Consider the following 2,803-nt stretch of genomic DNA (forward strand, 5'->3'; position numbering starts at 1 on the left):
ACACACCAGCTTTTGTTCATCTTAACCAAAATGTAGCATATCATTCCTACAAAAGAAATAAAGAAAATTTAGAACTATTGACCTTTTAACAAACGAAAAATGAACCCGAAAAAGGTCAACCTATTTCAGTATAATACAAAATGAAAATAATAAAACGACTTTTAAAAATTGTATTTACTCTCATTGGGGTGTTTGTCCTAATTGGAATCATCACACTTTGGGTTGATTCAATAGGGACTAATTACTTAAAGGTTAATCATAACGATCCGACATCTAATAATTCTTATCTGATTACTCATGTCAATGTGATTCCAATGAACCGAGACACTGTTTTAGTAGACAAAATGGTCTATATAAAAGAGGGGATAATTGAAAAAATTGCAGATAATATTGAGGTCAGTGGAATTCAAATTTTTGACGCTGAGAACAAATATCTAACACCAGGCCTAATTGATATGCATGTTCATGTTTGGGACAGGTATGAACTCGGACTTTATTTATCAAATGGTGTAACCGCAGTCAGAAATCTTTGGGGTATGCCGATGCATTTGAGAATTAAAGAAGACGTGATTCATGGTAATATAATTTCACCAACCTTTTTTACAACAGGACCGAAATTAACAGGGTCAGAATTCATAGGTGACGATAATTTAAATCTAACTAATCCTAGTGAAGCTAAAGAGAAGGTGCTTTCATATAAAGAAAGAGGTTACGACTTTATTAAAACATATTACGGATTGGATAAAGAAATCTTTGATGCCATAATTGAACAAGCTAAAATTTATGAAATTGATATTGTTGCTCATCCCTCTCAAAAAGTGTCATTTTCATATCATTTGAACCCACAAATTAAATCTATTGAACATGTCGAAGAAATTGTACAACAACCTTTAAAATTTGATTTAGACAAGAGTAAGCTTCAATCTATTCTTGATTCAATTTCGCAGTCTAAACACACAAGTTATTGTCCTACAATTACGGTGTTTAATAATATCTATCAAATGATGATTAATGATTCAATTTTAGATTCAGAATCATTGGGATACATGAACCCACTCATTAAAAAAGTTGATAGTAAAAACCAGTTTGAACGCTGGTTTAATGCCAAGCAAGAAGATCCTGCGACAATTGAGCGGATAAAAGAGCAACATGATTTTCACATTACCATTGTTAAAAAGCTACATGAAGCGGGTGTCACTATAATTTGTGGAACTGACGCAGGCATTGGGGTTACTCTTCCTGGTTTTTCAATTCATAAAGAACTAGCCTTTTATAAAGAGGCTGGTCTTTCTAATTATGAAGCTTTAAAAACCGCTACTGTAAACGCTTCTCAAGCGCATTCAATTATGAGCCAACTTGGGACTGTAGAAGAAGGCAAGATTGCAAACCTCCTATTAGTGGATAAAAATCCGCTAGTAGAATTGTCGTCACTTGAAAATCCAATTTACGTTTTTGTAAAGGGGCGAAAATTGAACAGAGAGACTTTGAACTCATATAATGAAAAAGCAAAGAACCGTAAGAATCTAATAGCTTCTGCTCTTAGGTATTTGGAGAACTTAATAATTGAAAAATAAAATACCGCTAACACCACCTATACGCAATGCCCTTCGGGACACTGCGCATAGCCAAACCGATGATAGCACATTCGCCAAAGGCGAACTTTAATCTGCGCTGCTTCGCAGACAATGCATCTTAAAGCATGTGCTATCATCTGCAGGGTTAAACCAAATTACTACTAAAACCTATCCTAAAAATATCGCCTTCTGCGGGCTTCGAGCCAAAACGTGCGACATCGTCGNCTGCTTCTCGAATTCCCAAGCCAATAAATTCTACAATTTACGCTTCGCTTTCGCGAAGCTAATTGACAATCAATAATTAGAGAGTATATGGAAGTCCTTTTCTCTAATTATTGCTCAAGAATTTATTATCTTTTCATTCTCTAAGCAGAACTACGTTTAACCCTGCAGTTATGTGCAAGCTGAAAAAACAGCTCTTAATAGAATATAATGACCGAACAAGCAATAATAAAACAGATTGGAAAACCAGCGGAAATTGACTTTCGAAAACCGAAAGCAATCGGAAGTGCTGGATTTTATCTTAAGTCATTTAAAGCTAAAAACCCTGAATCTGAAAATTTGAAACTGGATTCAAAATGCAACTTTGAAAAGCGGACAAACGGAATTTTATTACGTGCGAATTATTCGAATAAGCTGACTGCAATACCAATCCCAAAAGAAAGTATAATCGGAATTACAATCACGAGAGGAAAAGAAACGATTGACCCATTTTTTGTTTCGCCAATGTGGATTTTATTAAAACTCGGAGTTTCGAAATTATACGCTCGATATTTTAAAATTTTAATCAGCGAATATTCGATTGACCAAATGGAATTGAATTTAAAAACGGCTGAATATGAAATGGACTTTATAGCAAACGGATATCTATTCGAAAGACAACAAAGTTTCTTTGAAAATCTGAATTACGAAAACAAATTAAAAACAATAATAAAAGCCAGCACATAACAATGTATAACCGCAATTACGGCGGATTCGACTACGTCCGAATCCACTCGGAATTGCTAACGTCAGTTCTTAACCGAAAAATAGTAACTTTAATCCCGTAACTGACGGTTATACGAGACCGTTGTGGTGCATATTGACCCGTCCTGAATAAAGGCTACATAATTTTAAACATTATGTACAAAAATGACAAAGTAATCAGACGGTATTCAGAACCTTTTAAACTGAAAATTTTAGACGAACTTACCACCGGAAAATTAAACAAGTATCAATTAGGTAAGGCT

General features: G+C 34.5%; 2 protein-coding genes. Both read left to right on the forward strand.

The features are described from left to right. The first annotated feature begins 314 nt into the window (after positions 1–314). Complete coding sequence (locus E1J38_RS14905) at positions 315–1,574, forward strand: amidohydrolase family protein (RefSeq protein WP_255449916.1); 1,260 nt, start codon at positions 315–317, stop codon at positions 1,572–1,574. Positions 1,575–2,006: 432 nt separating this feature from the next. After that, positions 2,007–2,522: a hypothetical protein gene (locus E1J38_RS14910; RefSeq protein WP_133357628.1), complete on the forward strand. Its 516-nt coding sequence runs from the start codon at positions 2,007–2,009 to the stop codon at positions 2,520–2,522. The last annotated feature ends 281 nt before the right edge of the window (positions 2,523–2,803 follow it).

The organism is Seonamhaeicola sediminis (genome assembly GCF_004358095.2).
Classification (GTDB): Bacteria; Bacteroidota; Bacteroidia; order Flavobacteriales; family Flavobacteriaceae; genus Seonamhaeicola; species Seonamhaeicola sediminis.

Bases quoted from the DNA above. Each gene is read 5' to 3' on its own strand.
- E1J38_RS14905 (WP_255449916.1), top strand. From the start codon at position 315: ATGAACCGAGACACTGTTTTAGTAGACAAAATGGTCTATATAAAAGAG.
- E1J38_RS14910 (WP_133357628.1), top strand. From the start codon at position 2,007: ATGACCGAACAAGCAATAATAAAACAGATTGGAAAACCAGCGGAAATT.